This window comes from Paraburkholderia sp. BCC1876 (assembly GCF_902833695.1).
Taxonomy (GTDB): Bacteria; Pseudomonadota; Gammaproteobacteria; order Burkholderiales; family Burkholderiaceae; genus Paraburkholderia.
In genome coordinates this window covers 263,164-285,148 of sequence record NZ_CADFGI010000004.1, presented here as the reverse complement: position 1 = coordinate 285,148, position 21,985 = coordinate 263,164, and the positions used below count along the sequence as shown (strand labels likewise).

21 protein-coding genes are annotated in these 21,985 nt (G+C 62.6%); 12 read left to right on the top strand and 9 right to left on the bottom strand.

Going from position 1 to position 21,985, the window contains the following annotated elements; all coding sequences use genetic code 11:
• The first annotated feature begins 135 nt into the window (after positions 1–135).
• A complete protein-coding gene (locus HWY05_RS16680; RefSeq protein ID WP_035554235.1) occupies positions 136–1,071 on the top strand; it encodes a GlxA family transcriptional regulator in 936 nt (311 codons plus the stop codon).
• A gap of 72 nt (positions 1,072–1,143) precedes the next feature.
• Positions 1,144–1,569 carry an HIT family protein gene (locus HWY05_RS16675; RefSeq protein WP_176058960.1) on the top strand — a complete coding sequence of 142 codons (426 nt, stop codon included), beginning with the start codon at positions 1,144–1,146 and terminating at the stop codon, positions 1,567–1,569.
• Positions 1,570–1,829: 260 nt separating this feature from the next.
• Here the strand turns inward: HWY05_RS16675 and HWY05_RS38155 are convergent, their stop codons facing one another.
• Positions 1,830–2,045, bottom strand: coding sequence for a hypothetical protein (locus HWY05_RS38155; RefSeq protein WP_035554239.1), 216 nt, complete (start codon positions 2,043–2,045; stop codon positions 1,830–1,832).
• A gap of 97 nt (positions 2,046–2,142) precedes the next feature.
• On the bottom strand, positions 2,143–2,445 hold the full coding sequence (locus tag HWY05_RS38330; protein ID WP_244146621.1) for a hypothetical protein: 303 nt from the start codon (positions 2,443–2,445) through the stop codon (positions 2,143–2,145).
• A gap of 153 nt (positions 2,446–2,598) precedes the next feature.
• On the opposite strand from HWY05_RS38330, the gene speG reads away from it, so the two are divergent.
• Both speG and HWY05_RS16660 read left to right on the top strand, forming a co-directional pair.
• Entirely contained in the window at positions 2,599–3,141 is a 543-nt protein-coding gene (gene speG / locus HWY05_RS16665; RefSeq protein WP_105510208.1) for a spermidine N1-acetyltransferase, read from the top strand.
• A gap of 445 nt (positions 3,142–3,586) precedes the next feature.
• On the top strand, positions 3,587–3,925 hold the full coding sequence (locus HWY05_RS16660) for a hypothetical protein (RefSeq protein ID WP_035554244.1): 339 nt from the start codon (positions 3,587–3,589) through the stop codon (positions 3,923–3,925).
• 314 nt (positions 3,926–4,239) lie between these two features.
• Here the strand turns inward: HWY05_RS16660 and HWY05_RS16655 are convergent, their stop codons facing one another.
• The 4 genes from HWY05_RS16655 to HWY05_RS16640 form a co-directional block, all read right to left on the bottom strand.
• Positions 4,240–5,973 carry an IlvD/Edd family dehydratase gene (locus HWY05_RS16655; protein ID WP_176058958.1) on the bottom strand — a complete coding sequence of 578 codons (1,734 nt, stop codon included), beginning with the start codon at positions 5,971–5,973 and terminating at the stop codon, positions 4,240–4,242.
• A 39-nt stretch (positions 5,974–6,012) separates the two neighbouring features.
• Positions 6,013–7,017, bottom strand: a complete 1,005-nt coding sequence (gene araH, locus HWY05_RS16650; RefSeq protein ID WP_176058957.1) for an L-arabinose ABC transporter permease AraH — start codon at positions 7,015–7,017, stop codon at positions 6,013–6,015.
• Positions 7,018–7,087: 70 nt separating this feature from the next.
• On the bottom strand, positions 7,088–8,656 hold the full coding sequence (gene araG, locus HWY05_RS16645) for an L-arabinose ABC transporter ATP-binding protein AraG (protein WP_176058956.1): 1,569 nt from the start codon (positions 8,654–8,656) through the stop codon (positions 7,088–7,090).
• A 98-nt stretch (positions 8,657–8,754) separates the two neighbouring features.
• Positions 8,755–9,759 (bottom strand): arabinose ABC transporter substrate-binding protein, encoded by a 1,005-nt coding sequence (locus HWY05_RS16640; protein WP_035554252.1) that lies wholly within the window; start codon positions 9,757–9,759, stop codon positions 8,755–8,757.
• Positions 9,760–9,997: 238 nt separating this feature from the next.
• Between HWY05_RS16640 and HWY05_RS16635 the strand changes: the two genes are divergently transcribed.
• Both HWY05_RS16635 and HWY05_RS16630 read left to right on the top strand, forming a co-directional pair.
• The gene (locus HWY05_RS16635) at positions 9,998–10,975 is read left to right on the top strand and encodes a LysR family transcriptional regulator (protein ID WP_035554253.1); all 978 of its coding nucleotides are present in this window, start codon (positions 9,998–10,000) and stop codon (positions 10,973–10,975) included.
• A 142-nt stretch (positions 10,976–11,117) separates the two neighbouring features.
• Positions 11,118–11,672: a YaeQ family protein gene (locus HWY05_RS16630; protein WP_035554255.1), complete on the top strand. Its 555-nt coding sequence runs from the start codon at positions 11,118–11,120 to the stop codon at positions 11,670–11,672.
• A 30-nt stretch (positions 11,673–11,702) separates the two neighbouring features.
• Here the strand turns inward: HWY05_RS16630 and HWY05_RS16625 are convergent, their stop codons facing one another.
• The gene (locus tag HWY05_RS16625; protein ID WP_035554257.1) at positions 11,703–12,128 is read right to left on the bottom strand and encodes a VOC family protein; all 426 of its coding nucleotides are present in this window, start codon (positions 12,126–12,128) and stop codon (positions 11,703–11,705) included.
• Between the two features lie 394 nt (positions 12,129–12,522).
• Here HWY05_RS16625 and ada point away from each other — a divergent pair, with 394 nt between their 5' ends.
• From ada to HWY05_RS16605, 4 genes are all read left to right on the top strand, one after another.
• Positions 12,523–13,716 (top strand): bifunctional DNA-binding transcriptional regulator/O6-methylguanine-DNA methyltransferase Ada, encoded by a 1,194-nt coding sequence (gene ada / locus HWY05_RS16620; protein ID WP_035554260.1) that lies wholly within the window; start codon positions 12,523–12,525, stop codon positions 13,714–13,716.
• Positions 13,713–14,630, top strand: a complete 918-nt coding sequence (locus HWY05_RS16615; RefSeq protein WP_035554261.1) for an AlkA N-terminal domain-containing protein — start codon at positions 13,713–13,715, stop codon at positions 14,628–14,630. Before ada ends, HWY05_RS16615 begins: the two co-directional genes overlap by 4 nt.
• Positions 14,631–14,809: 179 nt before the next feature.
• The gene (gene gshA / locus HWY05_RS16610) at positions 14,810–16,426 is read left to right on the top strand and encodes a glutamate--cysteine ligase (protein WP_035562542.1); all 1,617 of its coding nucleotides are present in this window, start codon (positions 14,810–14,812) and stop codon (positions 16,424–16,426) included.
• Positions 16,427–16,640: 214 nt separating this feature from the next.
• Complete coding sequence (locus HWY05_RS16605) at positions 16,641–17,129, top strand: hypothetical protein (protein ID WP_035554263.1); 489 nt, start codon at positions 16,641–16,643, stop codon at positions 17,127–17,129.
• A 117-nt stretch (positions 17,130–17,246) separates the two neighbouring features.
• Here the strand turns inward: HWY05_RS16605 and HWY05_RS16600 are convergent, their stop codons facing one another.
• Positions 17,247–18,809, bottom strand: coding sequence for a DHA2 family efflux MFS transporter permease subunit (locus HWY05_RS16600; RefSeq protein WP_035554265.1), 1,563 nt, complete (start codon positions 18,807–18,809; stop codon positions 17,247–17,249).
• A gap of 135 nt (positions 18,810–18,944) precedes the next feature.
• Positions 18,945–19,487 (bottom strand): MarR family transcriptional regulator, encoded by a 543-nt coding sequence (locus HWY05_RS16595; RefSeq protein ID WP_035554267.1) that lies wholly within the window; start codon positions 19,485–19,487, stop codon positions 18,945–18,947.
• Between the two features lie 252 nt (positions 19,488–19,739).
• Here HWY05_RS16595 and HWY05_RS16590 point away from each other — a divergent pair, with 252 nt between their 5' ends.
• Both HWY05_RS16590 and HWY05_RS16585 read left to right on the top strand, forming a co-directional pair.
• A complete protein-coding gene (locus tag HWY05_RS16590) occupies positions 19,740–20,138 on the top strand; it encodes a hypothetical protein (protein WP_035554269.1) in 399 nt (132 codons plus the stop codon).
• A gap of 189 nt (positions 20,139–20,327) precedes the next feature.
• Entirely contained in the window at positions 20,328–21,905 is a 1,578-nt protein-coding gene (locus HWY05_RS16585; RefSeq protein ID WP_176058955.1) for an efflux transporter outer membrane subunit, read from the top strand.
• Positions 21,906–21,985 lie beyond the last annotated feature (80 nt).

Sequence of the window (21,985 nt, the reverse complement as noted above, 5' to 3'; positions counted from 1 at the left end):
TATCAGATGAAGGGAAAGAACCGGAAACCGCCGCTGCCGTGCCGTTTTCATCGCGCACTGCAGGTTGACGAGGCAAGTCTAGACGCGTAGTCTTTCGTCTCAAATGTCGTAATTACCTCGTTTTAGGACATCGCAATGAGACACGTCGGCGTGGTGGTTTTTCCGGGCTTCCAGATCCTCGATATGGTCGCGATCTCGGTGTTCGAACTGGCTAACCTGGTGGCTGGGCAGCCCGAATATCAGGTCGAGGTGATTTCCGAACTCGGCGGCACGGTGCGCAGCTCGTCCGGCGTCGAGGTCGTCTCGCGACCATTCGGCGATCCCACCTACGACACGGTGGTCGTGACAGGCGCCATGGAGATCGCGCCGTCGTCGCCCGGCATGCTGGCGTTTCTGAACGACGCGCTCGCTGCGTCGCGCCGCACCACCAGCATCTGCACCGGCGCCTTCGTGCTGGCGGAGGCCGGGATTCTCGACGGCCGCCATGCCACCACGCACTGGGCCTATGCGGGCGAGCTGCAACGGCGCTTTCCCGGCGCGCGGGTCGACGACGACCGCATTTTTATCGTCGACGGTTCCGTGTGGACGTCCGCCGGCATGACGGCGTGCATCGATCTTTGTCTGGCGCTGGTTGAAAACGATCTTGGCACGGCGGTGTCGCGCGCGATCGCCAGGAAGCTCGTGGTGTATCACCGGCGCACCGGCGGCCAGTCGCAGTTTTCGGCCATGCTCGATCTCGAGCCGAAATCCGATCGCATCCAGAGCGCGCTGTCGTATGCCAAGAACCATCTGCGCGAGCCGTTGACGGTCGAACAACTCGCCGACGTCGCGCATCTGAGCCCGCGGCAATTCAGCCGCGCGTTTCGCGACGAAACCCGTCAATCGCCCGCCAAAGCGATTGAAGCGTTGCGTGTGGAGGCCGCGCGCGCCATGCTGGAGGCCGGCCGCCATTCAATGGAAGCCGTCGCCGTCGACACCGGTTTCGTCGACACCGAACGAATGCGGCGCGCCTTTCTGCGGGCATATGGCCAACCACCGCAGGCAATCAAGCGCGCGGCCCGCGCGCTGTAACAGTCGAGGCGGACAATAGAGGCGAATGCGGCATCCCTCGAACTGTCCCTGCAACCCAGGAAAGGAAGCGTGATGAACTACGACAACAGCAATCCCTTCGCGAGGATTCTGCGTGGCGAACTACCCTGCATCAAAGTCGCGGAAACCAGCACGGCGCTGGCCTTCATGGATCTGATGCCGCAAGCGGACGGCCATTTGCTGGTGGTGCCGAAAGAGGCGGTCGCGGAGATTTTCGAGCTGTCGGATGCGTCGACGGTGGCCTGCATGCGCATGACGCAGAAGCTGGCAATCGCCGTGCGCGCGGCCTTGCGGCCCGACGGCGTGTTTATCGGCCAGTTCAATGGCGAGGCGGCCGGTCAAACGGTGCCGCATGTGCACTTTCACGTGATTCCGCGCTGGGACGGCCAGCCGCTGCGCATGCACGCGCGCGAGGTCGCCGACGCGGATACGCTCGAAGCCCTCGCCCAACGGATTCGCGCTCATTGGCGTGCCGATTGAGGCGGCCTGAAGCATCGCTCGAAGCTGAACGCCGCGTATTGCGCCGTAATAACTGTAAAAGCCGGTGAAACCAGCGGCGCGCGTTCACAAGTTAGACTTATCTCTGCCTTGTGTACCCGCAAGGCATTGAGTGTGGATCTCTTTTTCAGCCTGCCCGAAACGGCAGGCTTTTTTATTGGCGGCACGTATTTGCACGCGCCGTGCTGCCGGTCTCGGGCGCCCTGCATAAAAAAACCCGCGCGCGGCGGGTTCGTGATGCATCAACGGTGATACGGCGCCGGGCCATGATGCGGCGGCGGCCGACGATGATGGGGGTAATGATGCGGCGGCGGCACGCGACGGCAGCGCTTCACCAGCCGACCATGCACCCACACGCGTTTGCACACCACCCGGGAATGGGAATGCGCCTCGGCAGCCGCCGGCACGAAGGCCGCGGCGGTGGCCGCCAGCAGCATCAAAGACATCAGTTTGCGCACAACACCTCCTGTTCAACGGGCCGTCATTCTAAAACGGCACCGTCGATTCGTGCTGTGCAGCACCCAGGAGGATCAGCGGCCAGTCAAAGCCCGCGCGTTAAAGCCGATGCCGCGTGCGGCGCAACGGATGCCGCCAGTCGATGCGCCGCGGTTTAACGTGCGCGGGTCGCATCTCGTGCAGATGGCGGTGTTCTTGCCACAATTCGTCGGAGAAAAGAAACGCGACGATAAGCAGCGGAATCACCAGAAAAACGCCCAGAATCAAGTGCTCGATCACGGTGGCCTCCGATCGCAGGAGCATGATTTCATTGTAGAGCACCGCATGTGCCCGAACGGTGTCGCGCCAAGCATAAACACGCGGCAGGCCACCTGCGACAACGCGACGCCCCGCCCGCGCCAAACCCGCGCGGCGCCTCGGTTCGCCGCGTGCCTGTGTCGCACCGCGCTGGCACGCTTTACGAACTCCCGGCTACGCGCCCTGACTAACTAGCGCGCGCTTGATGCGCCGTCACCGGCCTCGCGCGCCTAAACCAATAATTCCAAGGGGAATCTCATGACCACCGAACGCAGCAACGACCTCACCTTGCGCCCACTCGAGCGCACCGATCTGCGCTTCGTGCACGAAGTCAACAACAACGCGAAGATCATGCGTTACTGGTTCGAGGAGCCGTACGAAACCTTCTCCGAACTGACCCAACTGTACGACCAGCACGTGCACGATCTGCGCGAGCGCCGCTTCGTCGCGATCGACAACGAAGGGCAGACCGTCGGCGTCGTCGAGTTGATCGAGCTGGACTATATTCACCGGCGCGGCGAGTTCCAGATCATCATCGCGCCTCACGCTCAGGGCCGCGGCTACGCGACCGTCGCGACTCAACTCGCGATCGACTATGCGTTTTCGGTGCTGAATCTGCGCAAGGTCTACCTGATTGTGGACAAGTCGAATACCGCGGCGATCCACGTCTACGAAAAGTGCGGCTTCCGCCACGAGGCCGAGTTGATCGAGGAGTTTTTCGGCAACGGCAGCTACCACAACGCGTTACGCATGTGCCTGTTCCAGGCGGAGTTTTTCGCGTCGAAGCAGCGCGAAAAGTGAGCGCGCGAGGGTTGCCGGATGTCGCTGACGCGCACCGGCGACCCAGCCTGGCATTGTTTATCTTCTGCACGTACACCGTTATTTCGCGATTTTTCATTGATCGTCTGAATGACTTTGTGTGCAATGCACCAAGTGCGCGAATTAAATGTAGTAAATCGCTTAATTGGTGCTACTCGTTTACGCCGATACGCGCCGCAAAGCTTTACTGGTTAAAGCGGCGTGCCCTGCTTACCTGTCAGTTATCCACCGCCATTCCAACCATTTAAGCGGCTGCTCAATGTTTAAGCAGCCATGGCGCATGGTGCGACAATTCGCCACTGTTGCGACCGCACACAAGATGTGCTTGTTGTTCTTCGCCATTCTCCTAAAGTGCAAGTTGCGGGTGGGACGTTAAAGTTAAATACATAGCTAACCAGAGTATTCCCGGCCCGCACCGGAGGAAAATATGAAAACGCGAATCGCCCTTGTTTTCGCCATTGCGGGATTGGCTGCCGCGACTGTTCAGGCGCAAGACGTCATGATCAAGCCGCAGCAAACCATTCAGTTCAAAGCCAATGCGTACGGCTGTCTGTCGAAAGATAAACTCGACGCCGCCGATGTGCATGCCCAGGCCGGCGAACAGCAGAAAATGCAGGAATTCTTCTCCGGATATCAATGCGTTTCGACGCCGGAAAATTCGAGCTTCCGCGTGGTGCGCGTAGTCGGCCACGACGTCGAGTTCGTGAATTCCGGCAATAGCGATACGGAAGGCCTCTGGGCAAACGATCGCTTTATTAAACAATAAACTGAAAATAAGCTGAACGCCGTCATTCCGGCATCACGCCGGAATGAGTTGTTGTGTCGGACAATTAGATTCTCTGACTGTTAAAAGCCGGAGGCGGTGGACCTGTGAGTAATAGATCGGCCGGGCATTATGTGCCCGGCCGATTTTATTTTGTGCGTGGCGTTTTTTACGGGTTAACGCTTTGACGCCGAACTGAAGCGGACGCGGACAAAAAAGCCGATGCGGCCTATCGGCCCGCATCGGCAGTACGCCTTCTCGCAAAGCGCAGGTTCAATCAATCCATTCTTGAGTCAACGCGTCATTCAGCGCAGCGATCAATGCGAATCGCGCGGCACCGCCGCGCCGCTCGAGCCGACGAGGAAGTCCAGGTCCGCGCCCTGATCCGCTTGCAACACATGCTCGACATACAGCTTGTAATAGCCGCGTTTGGGTGGCTCCGGCGGCTGCCATACGGCGCGCCGGCGGGCGAGTTCGTCGTCGGAGACGTCCAGGTGCAGACGGCGTGCTTCGACGTCCAGTTCGATCATGTCGCCGGTTTGCACGAACGCGAGCGGGCCGCCCGCGGCCGCTTCCGGCGACACGTGCAGCACCACCGCGCCGTAGGCCGTGCCGCTCATGCGGCCGTCGGAAATCCGCACCATGTCCGTGATGCCTTTTTGCAGCACTTTTTTCGGCAGCGGCATGTTGCCGACTTCCGCGAAACCCGGATAGCCCTTCGGGCCCGCGCCCTTGAGCACCATGATGCAATGCTCGTCGATATCGAGAGACTCGTCGTCGATCTTCGCGTGCAGTTCCTCGATGTTCTCGAATACGACCGCGCGGCCGCGATGCTTGAGCAACTCCGCCGTCGCCGCCGACGGCTTGATCACCGCGCCATTCGGCGCGAGGTTGCCCTTGAGCACGGCGATGCCCGCCTTCGGCTTGAACGGCTCGGCGAACGTGGTGATGACTTTCTCGTCGTGATTCGGCGCGTTGCGCACGTTGTCCCAGATCGTTTTACCGTTGACAGTCAGCGCTTCACGATGCAACAGGCCTTGTTCGCCGAGTTGCTTCAACACCGCCGGCAAACCGCCCGCGTAGTAAAAATCTTCCATCAGATATTCACCCGACGGTTGCAGATTCACCAGACACGGCACGTTCGATCCCAGCTCCCAATCCTCCAGCGACAACTCCACGCCAATCCGCTTGGCCAGCGCGATCAGATGCACGACGGCATTGGTCGAGCCGCCGATCGCCGCGTTCGTGCGAATCGCGTTTTCGAACGCCTGGCGTGTGAGGATCTTGTCCATGGTCAGATCCTCGCGGACCATGTCGACGATCCGCCGGCCCGCCAGATGCGCGAGCACCTGACGGCGCGCGTCGACGGCGGGAATCGCCGCGTTGTGCGGCAAGCCCATGCCGAGCGATTCGACCATCGACGCCATCGTCGACGCCGTGCCCATCGTCATGCAGTGACCACGCGAGCGGTTCATGCACGACTCGGCTTCGGTGAATTCTTCCTGCGTCATCGAGCCGGCGCGTACTTCCTCCGACATCTGCCAGACGCCCGTGCCCGAACCGATATGCTTGCCGCGAAACCGGCCGTTGAGCATCGGCCCACCGGACACCGCCAGCGCCGGCAGATTGCACGACGCGGCGCCCATCAGCAGAGCGGGCGTGGTCTTATCGCAGCCGACCAGCAGAATCACGCCGTCCATCGGATTGCCGCGAATCGACTCCTCGACGTCCATTGAAGCGAGGTTGCGAAACAGCATCGCCGTGGGCCGCAAATTGGTCTCGCCGAGCGACATCACCGGAAACTCGAGCGGCAGGCCGCCCGCTTCGTGCACGCCTTTTTTCACGTACTCCGCGAGCTCGCGAAAGTGCGCGTTGCACGGCGTCAGTTCGGACCACGTGTTGCAGATGCCGATCACCGGACGCCCGTCGAACTCGTCGTGCGGAATGCCCTGGTTTTTCATCCACGAGCGATGCAGAAAACCATCGCGGTCCTTGAGGCCGAACCACGCCTGGCTGCGCAGCGGCTTTTTAGTCTGGTTCGAATCAGCCATGAAATCTCCTGTTGGCAAAGAGGGGGAGCAGGGCGTGCGTCAGTGCACGCGCTTGCTGCGGCGGAACTGATCGAACAGCACCGCGAGCAGCAGAATCCCGCCGCGAATCAGGTACTGATAAAAGGTCGGCACGTTCATCAGGCTCATGGCGTCCTGCACCGAACCCATGATCAGCACGCCGACCAGCACACCGGAAATCGTCGCGACGCCGCCCGTCAGCGATACGCCGCCAAGCACGCAGGCGGAAATCACACCCAGTTCGAGCCCGACCGAAGTTTTCGGATCGCCCAGACTCATGCGCGACGCCAGCATCACGCCCGCAAAACCCGTCACGAGGCCTTGCAATACAAACACTGTGATCTTGATCCGCGTGACCGGCAAGCCCGCCAGCAAGGCTGCCTCGCTATTGCCGCCGACCGCCAGCACGTTCTTGCCGAATACGGTTTTCTTCAGCAAAAATCCGAACAGGACGAAGCCGACGATGTTGCTCCAGATCGGGTACGAAATACCGAGGAACGCACCGCCGCCCAGGTCGAAGAAACGTTCTTCGGAGATCATCACCGCGTCGCCGTTCGAGGTGATGTAGGCGAGGCCGCGCACGACTTCCATCATCGCAAGCGTGACGATCAGCGAGTTGATCTTGAAGCGCGCGACCAGCACGCCGTTCACCAGCCCGACCGCGCCACCCGCGAGCACGCCGACCGCAATGCCGAGCGTCACGCTATGCGTCGCGGTGATCAGCGTGGACGCCACCACGCCCGCGAACGCGACGATCGACGCCACCGACAGATCCACTTCGCCGAGCGCGAGCACGAACATCATCGTCACGGAGATCGAACCGATCAGCGTGACGGAGAGCAGCAGGCCCTGAATGTTTCGCGAGCTCAGAAAATCCGGCACCGTGAACGACAGCACCGCGAACAGAATCACGAACACCATCACGATGCCGGACTTGTTGATCAGATCCCAGGTGCGCGCGGCGCGCGCGCTGAGACCTGAGGCGACGACGGGGGCGGTCGAGGTGTCGGTTGAAGGTGTCTGCATGATGTGTGTTCCGTTTCAATGGCGCGATGCGCCTACTTTGTTTCGCCGGGTGCGGTGCGGCCGGTTGCCGTTAGCGCGGCAACGCGAGCTTGATCAATGCGTCCGGCGTGGCCTGCGCCTTCGGCAGATCGCCGACAATGCGGCCTTCCTTCATCACGATCACGCGATCCGCCACGCCGATCACTTCGGCGAGATCGCTCGACACGACGATCACCGTGCGGCCCGCTTCGGCGAGTCCATACAGCAAGCCGTAGATTTCACTGCGCGCGCCGACGTCGATACCGCGTGTGGGTTCGTCCATCAGAAACACGTCGATCTCTTCGGCAAGCCAGCGCGACAGAATCACCTTCTGCTGATTGCCGCCGGACAGCGTGCCGATCGGCGTGTCGCCGTTACGCGTCTTGATCGCGAGCTTGCCGATGAAGGTTTTTGCGGTCTGCGCTTCCTTGCGGCCGTTGAGCACGTTGAAGCGGCTGAAGTGACGGCGGCAACTGATGTTGAGGTTGTCCGACACCGACGCGATCGAAACGATGCCTTCCTGCTTGCGGTCTTCCGGACACAGCGCGACACCGGCGCGCACTGCGTCGCGTGGTGTGGCGAAGCGCACCGCTTTTCCCTTGAGCGTGATGTCGCCGGCTGTCGGTTTGACCGCGCCGTAGATCAGCTTCATCAACTCGGAACGTCCCGCGCCGACCAGGCCGAAAAAGCCGACGATTTCACCGCGGCGCGCGGAGAACGAAGCCGGCTCACGCAGGCCGCGTCCCATCAATCCTTTGACGTCGAGTTGCACGTCGCCGAGTTCGCGTGAGCGGTAGCCGTACACGTCGGCAATCGAGCGGCCCACCATGCAACTGATCAGACGATCGCGATCGAGTCCTTCGCCAGCGTCGAACGTATCGATGCGGCGTCCGTCGCGGAACACCGTCACGCGATCGCATAGCTCGTAGACCTCATCCATGCGATGCGTGACGTAGATAATCGCGCGGCCTTCGGCCTTCAAGGCGCGAATGATCCGGAACAGTTGCGTGGTTTCGCGCGAAGACAGCGAACTGGTCGGCTCGTCGAACGCGATCACGCGCGCGTCGCGCATCAACGCCTTGCCGATCTCGATCATTTGCCGCTGGCCGATCGAGAGATTCTTCACCTGTTGCGACGGATCGATCTTCTCGCCGAGCCGTTCGAGTTCACGCACCGCGCGCGCCACCAGCGCCTTTTCGTCGAGCACGCCGAAACGGTTAGGCAGTGCGCCGAGCATCAGGTTTTCCGCAACGGTCAACTCCGGCACCAGATGCAGTTCCTGATAGATGATCGCGACGCCTGCCGCGATCGCCGCTTTCGTCGTGGTGAATTGCTGCTCGACGCCGTCGAGCGACAACGTGCCCGCAGCGGGTTGATTCACACCGGAGAGCACCTTGAGCAGCGTCGATTTGCCGGCGCCGTTTTCGCCCATCAAGCCATGCACTTCGCCGCGTCGTACTTCGAGTGAAACCTGGTCGAGTGCGAGCACGCCGGGAAAGCGCACGGTGATGCCGTCGAGTCGCAGATAAGGACGCGACGACGCAAATGCCGTTGCGGGCGAGGGCGCTTGCGTCGGCAGCGCCGTCTCGCCAAGGTAAGACTCACTGGGTGAAGCCGTCATCGAAAACCTCGAAACCTCGAACTGATAGACAACCGGTGCAGGCCGCGCTCGCGTGAATCCGCAAGAGACGGCCCGCCGCGTGCGAACGCGAATCCCGCTTAAATGCCGAGTTCTTTACGCACGTCCTGCCAGTTGCCGCGCACCATCAGCTTGCCGGTGGTCTGCGTATCGGCGGGCGGCTGCTTGCCGTCCTTGATCCACTCGACGAGGTTCTCCGTGCTCTCCTTGCCGTGCATCGTCGAACTCACGGCGATCGTGCCGTAGAAGCCCGTCGGTTCTTTCTTCTGGAATTCCGCGAACGCTTCGCCCGCGCCGTTGATGCCGACGCCGATCACATCCGCCGCCGGAATATGCAACTGCTCGGTCGCGCGCACGCCGCCCAGCACGCTCTCCTCGTTGAGCGCGAAGATCACCCACTTCTTGATGGTCGGATGCTGCGCCAGCACCGGCGACGAAGCGTTGAAACCGCCTTCGTCATCGGTCGTTTTCTGCGGGGCGTCGAAGATGTTTTCCTTCTTGAAGCCGCCGGCCAGCAGCGATTGCGTCGCGCCATCGGTGCGCAGCTTCGCGGTCGGCAGTTCGTAGTTCGTGATGCGCAGCGCGCCGACTTCTTCGGGTTTCCAGCCGCGGCGTTTCATTTCGTCGCTGATCGCCTGACCGACCTGATTGCCGATCTTGAGCGCGGACATGCCCAGATGCGGCACGTTCGGCAACGGCTTGCCGGTGGAGTCGACGAGTTGATCGTCGACGGTGACGAACTTCATGTTGTAGCGCTTCGCGCGGGCCTGAATCGCAGGGCCAAGGCGCACGTCGGGTGCGCAGATCACGAAGCCGCTCGCGCCTTGCGCACCGAGGTTGTCGATCGCGGCGAGCACTTTTTCGCCGTCGGGCGTGCCGATGTTGACGACCGAGAAGCCATCTTTCTGACCGAGCGCGGAGGCCGCTTTCTGCTCGTTGATGAACCACGCCTGTTCCGGCATCTTCACTAGGAAGCCGACCTTGAGCGGCTGGTCCGCGTGCGCGGAAAACTGGGCGGCGAAGGGCGCGGCGAGCGCGGCGGCGGCGAGCGCGGATAGCGTCAAACGACGAAGCTTGCGGGTCATGGTTGTCTCCTGAAGTTGTAGTGCTGCGTTGATTTGATTTATGGGCAGCGGGGCGAAGCGGAACGGCTCAGAAAGTCCACGAATGGTATGAGCGGCTCCGATAACTTTCCAATCCCTTTTTAGGCCAACCCGATACCAATTCCGGTATGGCATCATGAAGCCTTGCTCGGCGCTCACGAGCCGGCGAAAGGCGTTGAGCCGTTTTGTGCCAATCGTCGGGAAGTCTGGGAGACAAGCCATGACGCGTAACTACTCGAACTGGTTCGTCCGCGCGCGCCTGAAGACGCGGCAATTGCAGTTGCTCGCGGCTATGGAAGAGGAGGGCAACGTCCGGCGAGCCGCCGACATGCTCGGCATGACCCAGCCGGCGGCGTCGCGTTTGCTGAAGGAGTTGGAGGACATGCTGGAGGTCAGCCTGTTCGACCGCACGCCGCACGGCATGCGCGCCACGCTGTATGGCGAGGTGATGATTCGCCACGCACGCATGGTGCTGTCGAATCTGAGCCACGCGCACGACGAGATTTCGGCGTTGCGCGCCGGTCTGGCGGGGCAGGTGCGGATCGGCGTGATCGCGGCGGCCGCCGCGACGATGGTGCCGCGCGCGATCTCCCGCGTGAAAGAGCGCTACCCGCAGTTGCAGATCTGGGCCGAAGTGGAAACCTCGGATGTCATGCTGCCGCGGCTCGCCGAAGGTGAGCTGGACATCATGATTGGCCGCGTTCTGGAGCGGCAGAACCAGTTCAAGGCGGAAGTCAGCTACGAACCGCTCGCCGACGAACCGCTGTGCGTGGTCGCACGCCCCGGGCATCCTCTCGAAAATGAGACAGGTTTGACACTACGGGGAATCGTCAACGCAAGCTGGGTTTTGCATCCGCCGGGCAGCGTGTTGCGTCATCGCTTTGATCTGATGTTTTCGCACATTGGACTGAATCCGCCGCAAAACGTCGTGAATACGAACAATTTTCTGGCGATTTCGAGCTTACTGTTGCAAAGCGACATGTTGGCGGTTTTACCGGAAGAAGTGGCGCGTCAGTACCAACAGTACGGTGTCCTGAAGCGTATACCGATCGATTTACCGTACAGGATGGATACATTCGGTATCATCACGCGCCAGTCGCATCTCCTTTCTCCCGCGGCCTGTGTCGTGCTCGACGCCTTACGGGACGCGGCCGGCGAGGTCTACGGCACGGCTTTCGAGCCGGGTGTGGCGCGATAAATGCTTCTCCCGTGGTATCAGAAGCCGGCCGACGGCGCGGGAGGACCATACGATGTACAACAAACACGGAAAACGGCAACGCGCCGTCGACGATTCTTTTTCTGTTCGCTCCGGTGGAGCGAGCGCCTGGTTTAGCAACGGCATGGCTCTTAAATCGACGATTTACAAGGCGGAACTGCAGATCGCCAACATGGACCGGCACTATTACGCCGACCATGCGCTGACGATCGCCCGCCATCCCTCGGAAACCGACGATCGGATGATGGTCCGCGTCGCCGCGTTCGCGCTATTCGCGCAGGAACGCCTCGAATTCTGCAAAGGTTTGTCCGATGTGGATGAACCGGATCTGTGGCAGAAGGACCTGACTGGCCAGATCGAAACCTGGATCGAAGTCGGTCAGCCGGACGAACGGCGCATTGCCAAGGCAAGCGGTCGCTCGAACGAGGTGATCGTGATCGCCTACGGCGGCCGCACGTCGGACATCTGGTGGCAAGGCGTGCGTAGCAAGGTGGAACGCATGCGCAACGTGACGGTGTGGTCGCTCGGCGAAGATATCGCCACGGCGCTCGGCTCGCTCGCCGCGCGGACCATGCGGCTGCAATGCACGGTGCAGGACGGCGAAGCCTGGCTCGGCAGCGCCGACGCCGATGCGGTGAAAATCGACTGGACGGTGTTGAAAGAGCCCGCCAACGCTTGATGTCGGCCTGACGCCGGCGGCGCCTGACGCTCAGAGCGACGTCATGCGCGCCGCTTCAGGCGGGCCTTTGAGTTCGACCATATTGCCTTCCGGGTCGAACAGATACAGCGACGGCCCAAAGCCGTCCGCGCCGTAGCGCAGTCCCAGTTCGCCCAGCCGGACGCCGTGCCCCGTGAGATGCGCCTTGAGCGCGTCGGCGTCGAACGGATCGACGCGCAGACACAGATGATCCATATTCCGCCCGGTGCCCGGCACGCCGTTTTCGGGGTGATCGAGCCGCGCGCCGACCTGCAACAGGTCGATCAGTGAATGCCCCGCGCGCAACTGCGTCAGACCCAGATCCCGCTGTTCCTTTTCGAGGCTGCAACCGAGCACGTCGCAGTAAAAGCGCGCCATCGATTGGGCGTCGGCCGCGCGAATGACGACGTGGTCGATCTCGCGAATGTGGATTTTCATGTCGAACGCCCCTTGGCAGGTTCGCGGAACGGAGGAATCGCCAGTGTAGAAGAAAGGGCGCGGCCGCGAGCGGAGCGCGTGAAGCCCGCCTGAGGGGCCGGATCGGGAAACGATGGACGAAAAAAAGCCCGCTCTATGTGGAGCGGGCTGAATCCATATCAGGAGGAGACATGGAGGAGACAAGAACTAATATACACACAGGGTTGGTGCGACGCAATAACTTTTTAAGGGAAAACCCGATATTGAGCCAAATTGTCGCAGTTTTCGGCAAAACGACCGTCCGGCGGGCGTTTCGGCCCACGGTGAAGCGCAATGACAGAGCAAGAACCGGGGCGTAGTGTGGGGGCAGGCAGCCTACATTGGTGAGCATCGACATCGCCCATTCGGAACCCTCATGACCCGCAATCCTATCGAGCACGCATCCGGCCCCGTGAGCTGGACTTCCGACGACGACCGCTGGGACGCCGTCACTCGCCGCGAGCCGCAGGCCGACGGCGCGTTCTTCTACGCCGTCAAAACCACTGGCGTGTTCTGCCGCCCGTCGTGCGCGTCGCGCCAGCCGCGTCGCGAGAATGTGGCGTTTTTCACCGATGCCGCGGCCGCGCGCGCTGCGGGCTTTCGCGATTGCAAGCGCTGCCAGCCCGGCGGTCTGCCGCGCGAACTGGCCATCGTCAATCGTGCCTGCGCCGCGCTGGATGCCGACCCGCAGCAGCGTCTCACGCTCGCGCAATTGAGCGACGCCGTGCACGTCAGCCCGTTTCACCTTCAGCGTCTGTTCAAGCGGGTGGTGGGCGTGTCGCCGCGTCAGTATCAGGCGGCGCAGCGCGGCGCGGCATTGCGCGATGCACTGCAAAGCGGCTCGGACGTCACGCGCGCCACGCTCGACGCCGGCTTCGGCTCGCCGTCGCGCATGTATGACAGCGCGTCGGCCGAGTTGGGCATGGCGCCGTCCGCGTATCGCCGCAAGGGCGCGGGGCTCACCGTGCGTTACGCGTGCGCGCCGACATCGCTCGGTGTCGTGCTGGTCGCCGCGACGGACAAAGGCATCTGCAAGATCGGTTTCGGCGACGACGAAGCCATGCTCGCCGACGACCTGCGCGGCGAATTCGCCAACGCCGATCTGCTGCAAGACGCAGACCGGCTCGCACCGTTCATCGCACAGATCGACGCGTATTTGCGCGGCAGCCGTCAGGACTTCGATCTACCGCTGGATATCGCCGCGACCGCGTTCCGGCAGCGCGTCTGGGATGCGCTGCGGCGCATTCCGTACGGCGAGACGCGTAGCTATTCGGACATCGCCGAAGCGGTCGGCTCGCCGCGTGCCGTGCGCGCGGTGGCGAGTGCGTGCGCGACGAATCCGGTCGCACTGGCGATTCCTTGTCATCGCGTGGTGCAGAAGGGTGGGGCGCTGGCAGGTTATCGCTGGGGTCTGCCGCGCAAGGCGGCGTTGCTCGATAATGAAGCGCAGCATGCCGGCCATGTTTCGTCCAATTCACGCCTGCGCCAGCAAGGCACCGCTGACGACGCAAGCGCAAGCGCCGGCGCCGGTGTCAAACCCACCCATACCAAACTGGATCACGTCGCGTGAGTACGCTTGAAGACGTAGCAACTCTCGAACTACCGTTCAAACCTCCCTTCGACTGGCCGCGTCTGCTGCGATTTTTCGGCGGACGCGCGACGCCCGGCGTCGAAGCCGTCGAAGACGGCGCGTATCGCCGCGCGATCGATTGGGCCGGCGACAGCGGCACGCTCAGCGTGCGGCTGCATCCACGCAAACGCTGTCTGGTTGCGACGATCGACGGACCGGCAAGCCGTCACGCCGATGCGCTCGCCGCGCCGATCGCGAAGATGTTCGATCTACGCGCCGAGCCGAAAAAAATCGCCGCCGAGCTCGCCGCGGACCCGTGGCTCGCGCCCTTGGTCGAAGCCGTGCCCGGTCTGCGCGTGCCCGGTGCGTGGTCGGGTTTCGAGCTGGTGGTGCGCGCGATCGTCGGCCAGCAGGTGAGTGTGAAGGCGGCGACCACGATCATCGGCCGGTTGGTGCAACGTGCCGGCGAGCGCATTGAAGGGCATCCGCATGAGAACACCGCGTGGCGTTTTCCGACGCCTGCCGCGTTGGCCGCGGTGGATCTCGCGCAGATCGGCATGCCGGGTAAACGCGTAGCCGCGTTGCAGGGTTTCGCGCACGCGGTCGCCACCGGCGAAGTACCCGTCGACAGCACAACCGCCGACAGCGCCACGTTACGCGCCGCGTTGCTCGCAAGGCCCGGCATCGGACCGTGGACGGTTGAATACGTCGCGATGCGCGTATGGCGCGACGCCGATGCGTGGCCCGCGTCGGACCTCGTGCTGATGCAAGCGATCACCGCGCGCGATCCCTCGCTCGTACGGCCCACGCAGCAGCGTGCGCGTACCGACGCATGGCGGCCCTGGCGCGCCTACGCGGCCATGCATCTGTGGAATGAGATTGCGGATCGGGCGGGCGGAGCACGCGGCGGTTGACGGCGCGAGCGGGGAGATTCAGGCGCTGAAAACGCCCGCCTAAGCGGCCTCAAGCAGCCGTTCTGGCGAGATGTTAAAGTGCCCGCTACTGAAAATTCCGCCGAACGTTGTCGACCGCGCCGTGCTGCCAGCGAGCAGCGCAGCGGCACATGGCGGCCGACAACGCCCGACTCGCCTCAATGCCAAACACCACACCTTCCCGCACGACCGACGCGTTCTCGCACCGCCTGTCCGTGTTGACCTCAGGCCCGCAGCGCGACGCGCTGTTGCGCGGCTTGCGCGGCATCGAAAAGGAAAGCCTGCGCGTCACGCACGAGGGCCAACTCACGTTGACGCCGCATCCGCGTACGCTGGGTTCGGCGCTCACGCATCCGTCGCTCACTACTGACTATTCCGAAGCGCTGATCGAACTGATCACGCCGGCTGAGCACGACGTCGCGCTGACGCTCGGGAAGCTCGATACGCTGCACCGTTTCGTCTACGCAGAACTCGACGGCGAGATCCTGTGGAACAACTCGATGCCGGGCCTGCTGCCCGACACCGACGAAGGCATTCCGATCGCGCGTTACGGCAACTCGAACATCGGCAAATTGAAGTACGTTTACCGCATTGGTCTCGCGCTGCGTTACGGCCGCACGATGCAGTGTATTGCGGGCATCCACTACAACTATTCGCTGAACGAAGAAGTCTGGCGAGTGCTGCATGCCGATCAGCAATCCACCGCGAACGCCGTCGACTATCAGTCCGAGCGCTATCTCGCGCTGATCCGCAATTTCCGCCGCACCAACTGGCTGCTGATGTATCTGTTCGGCGCGTCGCCGGCGCTGGATCGGCGCTTCCTGCGCGATCGACAACACACGCTCGACAGCTTCGACGCCGACACGTTGTACCGTCCATACGCGACCAGCCTGCGCATGAGCGACCTCGGCTATTCGAACACCACGGCGCAGGCCGAGTTGCATGCCGACTACGACACGCTGCCGGGCTATCTCGACGCGCTTGCAAAAGCCGTGAGCCAGCCGTACCCCGCGTACGAGGCAATCGGCACGCAACGCAACGGCGAGTGGGTGCAGATCAACACCAACGTGCTGCAGATCGAAAACGAGTTCTACTCGACAATCCGTCCGAAGCGCGTCACGTATCCGGGCGAGCGTCCGCTGCATGCGTTGGCCGCGCGCGGCGTGCAATACGTCGAAGTGCGCTGCATGGACATCGATCCGTTCGAGCCGACTGGTATTTCGCTCGAGACGTCGCGTTTTCTCGACGCCTACCTGCTGGTTTGCGCGCTCGACGACAGCGCGTTGCTGCCGCCGGACGCCTACGCGGAAGCGAACCAGAACTTCGGCCGCGTGACGATGGAAGGCCGCAAGCCCGGCCTCGAACTGACGCGCGACGGTCAGCCGGTCGCCATGCTCGACTGGGCCAACGAGTTGATGCTCAAGATCGACGCCGCAGCAGCAACGCTCGACGCTTTGCACGGCGGCGACGCGCATGCACGCTCAGTGGCAGTGCAGCGCGCGAAGCTCACGGATGCGTCGCTGACGCCGTCGGCACGCGTGCTGCAAACCATGCGCGACAAGCAGCAGAGCTTCCTCGCGTTCGGTCTCGAACAGAGCGAAGCGCACGCTGCGCATTTCCGCGCGCGTCCGCTGGATGCCGAGGAAACGAAGGTGTTCACCGACCTCGCTGCGCAGTCGCTCGCGGAGCAAACCCAGCTCGAACAGGAAGAAGTCGGTTCGTTCGATGCATTCGTCGCGGCTTATCGGGCCTACACGTTGAATCGCTTCAGCGTCTAAGCGGCGAGCACGCCAGCGCGTACGACGAAAAGCGGCCCACGTGGCCGCTTTTTCTTTGTGCGCAGGTAACGTCTACGTCAAAAGCGGTCGAGCGCCGCGCGATATCGGCAAATTCTCCGCACGCTCTGACGATTCTCTGATGCAGATGAAACACCGCATCGACAGGACGGTCCAAACTTGCATGACGCACTCCAGCGAGGGAGGAATCAACGTGATGAAAAAAGGTCTGTTGGCTGTGTTGTGCGCAGCGGCGGCGGGGTGTTCGACACAAGGGCAGGTCAACCCGGACGTGATGCAGATCGCGACAACGCCGTTGACGTGCACGAGCAAAGCTCAGTGCGACGTCTGGTGGCAACGCGCGCAAACGTGGGTGTCGGGTCACTCGAAGTACAAGATCGAATCCGCCACCGACACCTTGATTCAAACCGCCGGCCCCGACGGCGGCAAACGGGCGCTGGCGTATCAGATCACGCGCACCGCGAACCCCGACGGCACCGCGACGATCGGCTTCGCCGCGCATTGCGATGGCGCGATGGGTTGCAAGCCGAATCCGTGGGAAGCGGGCGCCGACTTCAAGGAGTACGTGCGCGGGGTCGCGAACGGTACGCCGCAGAGTGGGGACGGTGTGAAACCGGCGGCGCATCCGGATGTTTCGCAGAGTCAGTCGATCCCGTCGACGAATGGCGAAGCATTGACGCAGTGAAGAGCGGTTTCGGCCTTAGCGGAAGCTGGAGCCGAAGCCAAAAACGAAAACGCGCGACTAGGAGCTTGGACAAACTCCGCTTCGTCGCGCGTCTTCGTTTTAACGTGAAGGCTTGGCTTAATGGCCCAACGAAGGTCCAGCACCCTTGCGCGGCCTGGTGAACCAAACCAGCACCGCCAGCGCGAGAAAAGCCGCACAGGAAATCCGGAAGAAATCGTTCGTGGCCATCATATAAGCCTGCGCGGTGACCACCTGATTCAACTGCGCGGTGATGCTATCGCCCGTCAAACCAATGCTGGCCAACGCATTGGTATACGCATTCGTATTGTCCGCATAGACGTTGACCGAATCGGTCAGCATCGCGTGATGGCGGATCATGTCGTTTTCCCAATACGTCGTACTGATCGCCGTGCCGATCGCGCCCGACAAAGTCCGGAAAAAGTTCGACAGACCGGACGCACTCGCGAGCCGCTCATCCGACACGCTCGACAGCGTAATCGTCGTCATCGGCACGAAGAAGCACGCCACGCCGATGCCTTGCACAATGCGCGGCCAGATCACATGATTGAACGGGACGTCGAGCGTAAAGGTCGAGTTCCAGATCGAGACGAACGCAAACACGATGAACGCGAAACTCGCCACCACGCGCAGATTCAGGCGGTGCATGTTCCGGCCGATCATCGGCGATAAAAACAGTGCGAGCAGACCGACCGGCGCGGTCGCGAGTCCGGCGAGCCCGGCCGTGTAGCCCATCACCGTCTGAAGCCACAGCGGGAAAATCACCACCGAGCCGAAGAAGGCCATGAACCCGAACGAAATGATCACCACGCCGAGCGCGAAATTGCGATCCTTGAACAGCGAGAGATCGACGACCGGCTCTTTCTCCGTCGTCTCCCACACCAGCATGAATGCGAGCGACACCACCGCGATGATCGCCAGCGTCACGATGAACGTGGAGTTGAACCAGTCGCGGTCCTTGCCGAGGTCGAGCACCATCTGCAGGCACGACACGCCGATCACCAGCAACGCGAGCCCGACCGCGTCGATACGCTGTTTGGTGATCTTCGTTTCGCGGCCACGCAACAGCAGGTACGCGCACACCGCCGAGAACAAACCGATCGGCACGTTGATGTAGAAGATCCACGGCCACGTGTAGTTGTCGGTGATATAGCCGCCCATCACGGGGCCGAAGATCGGCGCGCAGATCACGGTCATCGCCCATAGGCCGAGCGCGAGGCCGCGCTTTTCCGGTGGATACGAGCGCATCAGAATGGTCTGCGAAAGCGGCACCATCGGTCCGGACACGAGCCCTTGCAGCAACCGGAACGCGATCAGCGACTCGAAGTTATGCGCGAAGCCGCACAGCGCCGAGGCGATTGTGAACAGCAGCACGGACAGCGTGAAAAGCCGCACTTCGCCCACGCGCCGCGCGAGCCAGCCGGTCAGCGGCACCGCAATCGCCGAAGCAACCGAATACGACGAAATCACCCAGGTGCCCTGGCTGGTCGCCACGCCCAGGCTGCCGGAAATGGTCGGCACCGCGACGTTCGCAATCGATGTGTCGAGCACTTCCATAAACGTGCCGAGCGCAAGGCCGACGGTGAGCAGGGCCAGCGTGCCGCCTTTGAGCTGCGCGGGTTCGGCGGCGGGTAGGGCGGCGGCGGGAGCCGTAGCGCTCATAGGTTCTTCTCCTCAGCCGGGAAAGCTTGTCGCGGCAGCTTTATCGCACCCATCAACCGGTGTGCTTATATGCCGGATCACTCTCTGCCCAGACAGATATCCTCAGACTTCGACGCCCTCAAAAGCGCCGTGTGATTAGGGTTCGCCGCGCTCCGGCGACGATGCTTCGGGTGCTGCCTGCTGCGATTCATCGTGCGCGCCTAACCCGCAGCCCGCGCTGATGCCCTCGCTGATACCGTTCGCGATAAAGCGCGCGAGCAGGTCGATCAACGTGGTCAGGTCGGCGGTGGAAAAGCCGCGCAACTGCTCGTTCAGCACTTCCGCGCCGAGCCCCGGCAACTGCCGCGCAGCTTCGTGGCCTTGCGGCGTCAGCTCCAGTTTCACCATGCGGCGATCGGCTTCGCTGCGCGTGCGCACGATAAAGCCTTTCTTTTCAAGGCGATCGAGCAGGCGCGTCATGGATCCGCTGTCGTAAGACATGGCGCGCGACAACTCGAATGGCGTATTCGCCCGCCCCGACGACAACATCAGCACCACGCCGATCTGCTGCGCGGTCAGCCCCAGCGGCTTGACGGCACGGTCGGTTCGCTCGACCAGCACATTCCGCGCTTTCGACAGGTAATAGCCAAGACTCGATTCGAGGTGAATCTCGTCCGCCTTGTAGGGACCGTCAGTCATTGTGTTTTCGGGACATCATCAAGCAGATCGAATCTTAGCTGCCTAAGCAGACAAGTCAAATCTGATTTCGCGTAGGGCAAACCGTCAAAAAACAACGGTATGGTTTCGCCCGGAGCAAAGTATCTTGAAATTTAATTGCATAGTCAATATTATTATAGGCAACGAGTTACGCGCGATCCGCGCCACCCGAGACCATGTTCTGACCGATTGTCTGCACGCCGCAAACGCGTCGTGCGAAAAAGGATTTCCCCCATGCTGTACCTCAAAAACACGCTTGGCGGCTTGAGCCGCTCCCTGACCGATTCCGCGCTGAACAGCTTTCAAGGCCCGCACCGCTGGTGGAAACTGGCGCTATTCGCGGTGTTGTTCGTGCTGCCCGGCGGGTCGGTGGGCGTGGCGGTATTGGCGTGGGTCGAGCATCGGCGGGCACGCAAAAGCGGCAAGGTGGCGGCGGTGAAGCTGCTCGGCGCGCCGGCCTCGTCGGCGAGTGTTGCTCATGCCGGGCATTCCGCCGGCGCCCCGGGCTCGGCGCTTCAACCGGGCAATCTGGTGGCTGCCGCCGGTCCGTGCCTCGCGCGCGGCGACGCGCCGTGCCGCGCGGCCGCCGGCAAACAGGCCCGCCAAACCAAGTCGACGGAATCGCGCGTTTGACGCGCGGCCAGTAACAGCACGTAACCATCGCGACACCCTCAGTAACACACCTGCGCTCTTCCCCGCATTACCCTTTCAGTTTCCCGCGCTCAGGCGGGCTCATACGCTAACATTCCGGCAGACCATGATCTCGCCCGGCCAGTGGTGCCGCCGTTGCCGGCGCCGCGGCGTCCTGAAGGAATCCATTGCATGCAGTCTGATCGAATCTCGCGCGCGCGGACGTTTGCGCCTCGCGCCCTGACCATCGCGGTAGCCGCTGCCCTCGCCAGCCTGCTCACCGCTTGCGTGGTCGGCCCCGACTACCGGCGGCCGGCGGCGGAAATTCCCGCTTCGTACAAGGAAGCAGCGCCCGGCTGGAAAATCGCGGAACCCGCTGATCAGCAGGATCGTGGCGCCTGGTGGACCATTTATCAGGACCCGCAACTCAACGCGCTCGAAGACAAGCTGAACGTCGCGAACCAGACCGTCGCCCAATACGCCGCCGCTTACCGGCAGGCGCGCGCGCTGGTCGGCCAGGCGAGGGCAGCGTATTTCCCCACTATCGGTGCATCGGCGGGCGCAACGCGCTCGGGCAACGGCTCGTCGTCGAGCGGCAATTCGACGACGGCAACGAGCCGCTCGGGCGTCAACAACAGCTTCAACGCGCAACTCCAGGCGAGCTGGGAGCCGGATCTGTGGGGTTCGGTGACTCGCTCGGTGAATTCGCAGAAAGCCGGTCAGCAAGGCGCCGCCGCGGACCTCGCGAACGCGCGGCTGTCCGCCCAGGCCACGCTCGCGCAAACGTACTTCTCGCTGCGCGCGCTCGACTCCAGCCAGAAGCTGCTCGACGATACCGTCGCGGCCTATCAGCGCTCGCTGCAACTCACGCAGAATCAATACGCGGCCGGTGTCGCGGCGCGCTCCGACGTGATTCAGGCGCAAACGCAATTGCAATCGGCGCAGGCCGCCGCGATCGACAACGGCGTGCAACGCGCTCAAGACGAGCATGCAATCGCCGTGCTGGTCGGCGAACCGGCCTCGACCTTCGCGATTGCGGCATCGCCGCTGACCGCCACGCCGCCCGCCGTACCCGAACAGATGCCGTCGGCGCTGCTCGAGCGGCGGCCGGACATTGCGTCGGCGGAACGCAAGGCCGCGGCGGCGAACGAACAGATCGGCGTCGCGATCGCCGCGTTCTTCCCAACCTTGACGCTGTCGGCCACGGGCGGCTACGAAAATTCGGTGTTCTCGCAATTGCTGACCATGCCGTCGCGTTTCTGGACGGTCGGCCCGCAACTCGCCGCGACGCTGTTCGACGCAGGTCTGCGCCAGGCGAAAACCGAAGCCGCGCGCGCGGCTTACGACCAGGACGTCGCGAGCTACCGTCAAACGGTGCTGGCCGCGTTCCAGGATGTCGAGGACAACCTCGCGTCGCAGCGCATTCTCGAACAGGAAATCGTCGTGCAGCAGCAAGCGGTGGATTCGGCGCGTCAGGCGCTCGCCATCGTCACGAATGAGTACAAGGCGGGCACGGTCGCTTACGTCAACGTACTGACCGCGCAAACCACCGCGTTCACGGCGGAGCAGAAGCTCGAAACCATCGCCGGACAGCGGATGGTGTCGTCGGTCGGTCTGGTGAAGGCGCTGGGCGGCGGCTGGGACATCGCGCAGATGAACCGCGAAACGGGCGATGTCGCGGCACCCGCGCCGTTGCCGGCATCGTCGGCCATGCCGGTTGCACAGAGCGGCGCGACGCTGCCGGAGATGCAGGCGTCGCAGAACAAATAGGCGCAATGACGGATGAAGTAAAAAGGCCTGGCCGCGAAATGCGGCCAGGCCTTTTTTATCGGTGCGAGTAATGCAGCGCT

Coding starts and splice junctions, on each gene's coding strand:
- HWY05_RS16625 (WP_035554257.1), bottom strand. CDS start 12,128: ATGAAAATCCACATTCGCGAGATCGACCACGTCGTCATTCGCGCGGCC.
- HWY05_RS16680 (WP_035554235.1), top strand. CDS start 136: ATGAGACACGTCGGCGTGGTGGTTTTTCCGGGCTTCCAGATCCTCGAT.
- HWY05_RS16630 (WP_035554255.1), top strand. CDS start 11,118: ATGGCTCTTAAATCGACGATTTACAAGGCGGAACTGCAGATCGCCAAC.
- HWY05_RS16600 (WP_035554265.1), bottom strand. CDS start 18,809: ATGAGCGCTACGGCTCCCGCCGCCGCCCTACCCGCCGCCGAACCCGCG.
- HWY05_RS16635 (WP_035554253.1), top strand. CDS start 9,998: ATGACGCGTAACTACTCGAACTGGTTCGTCCGCGCGCGCCTGAAGACG.
- araG (WP_176058956.1), bottom strand. CDS start 8,656: ATGACGGCTTCACCCAGTGAGTCTTACCTTGGCGAGACGGCGCTGCCG.
- HWY05_RS16585 (WP_176058955.1), top strand. CDS start 20,328: ATGCAGTCTGATCGAATCTCGCGCGCGCGGACGTTTGCGCCTCGCGCC.
- speG (WP_105510208.1), top strand. CDS start 2,599: ATGACCACCGAACGCAGCAACGACCTCACCTTGCGCCCACTCGAGCGC.
- ada (WP_035554260.1), top strand. CDS start 12,523: ATGACCCGCAATCCTATCGAGCACGCATCCGGCCCCGTGAGCTGGACT.
- HWY05_RS16595 (WP_035554267.1), bottom strand. CDS start 19,487: ATGACTGACGGTCCCTACAAGGCGGACGAGATTCACCTCGAATCGAGT.
- HWY05_RS16675 (WP_176058960.1), top strand. CDS start 1,144: ATGAACTACGACAACAGCAATCCCTTCGCGAGGATTCTGCGTGGCGAA.
- HWY05_RS16660 (WP_035554244.1), top strand. CDS start 3,587: ATGAAAACGCGAATCGCCCTTGTTTTCGCCATTGCGGGATTGGCTGCC.
- HWY05_RS16590 (WP_035554269.1), top strand. CDS start 19,740: ATGCTGTACCTCAAAAACACGCTTGGCGGCTTGAGCCGCTCCCTGACC.
- HWY05_RS16640 (WP_035554252.1), bottom strand. CDS start 9,759: ATGACCCGCAAGCTTCGTCGTTTGACGCTATCCGCGCTCGCCGCCGCC.
- HWY05_RS16655 (WP_176058958.1), bottom strand. CDS start 5,973: ATGGCTGATTCGAACCAGACTAAAAAGCCGCTGCGCAGCCAGGCGTGG.
- HWY05_RS16605 (WP_035554263.1), top strand. CDS start 16,641: ATGAAAAAAGGTCTGTTGGCTGTGTTGTGCGCAGCGGCGGCGGGGTGT.
- gshA (WP_035562542.1), top strand. CDS start 14,810: ATGCCAAACACCACACCTTCCCGCACGACCGACGCGTTCTCGCACCGC.
- araH (WP_176058957.1), bottom strand. CDS start 7,017: ATGCAGACACCTTCAACCGACACCTCGACCGCCCCCGTCGTCGCCTCA.